The organism is Desulfothermus okinawensis JCM 13304 (assembly GCF_054654515.1).
In genome coordinates, this window is sequence record NZ_BAAIEW010000072.1 from 1 (window position 1) to 695 (window position 695).

1 protein-coding gene is annotated in these 695 nt (G+C 30.1%); it reads right to left on the reverse strand.

Annotated features, from left to right (window positions below):
- On the reverse strand, positions 1 to 695 hold a 695-nt coding region (locus ACYQ0O_RS13070), incomplete at both ends, for an IS1634 family transposase (protein WP_459893776.1).

The following is a 695-nucleotide window of genomic DNA, read 5'->3' on the forward strand; positions in this document are numbered from 1 at the left end:
AGGTCTTTGTCTCAGCTTTATTCCCTTCATATATATCAAAACTTATGGGAAATCCGTCAGAATCTATAAGCAAAGACAAAACAATCTGAACATCATTCATCTTATAATCCTTGCTCAGACCAAATTTCCTTAACTCATCTTCCTTTTGACTCTCAAAATACAAAGTGGTTACATCAAAAAAACACACCTTTACTTCTCTATTAATAAGATTCAAGCTCCTTCTAAACAAATATTCTTCTAATTCTTCCTTGATCTCATCAAGAATATCTAAAGATTTATATAAATCCTGAAGTGAGAGTTCTTCATTTAAATACAAAAACATATCCCTGAGATTGAAATAACCGAGTTTGGATAATTCACTAACTAAAAGCCTGTTAATTACCAAAGAGAAAATTACCTTAACAAAATCAAAAACAATCTTCCTTTTTTGAATCATTCTCGTAAAAAATTCACTAAGCTTATACTTGTCCCACATTTTTTTAATAATAACATAAGAGTAGTTTTTGATATTAGCCCCATGGGTATTAATTTTATCAATAGGCACAAAGACATTATCTCCATAAAGTTCAAAAAGTTTTTCAAATGCAGGAAATAGTTCAGCCACCTTATCAGCTCTGCCTAAATTAACAATAGTCTTATGCCTAACCTTGTTGTCTTTGGTTCTATAAGATTGAACGATTCTAAGATATTCAAAA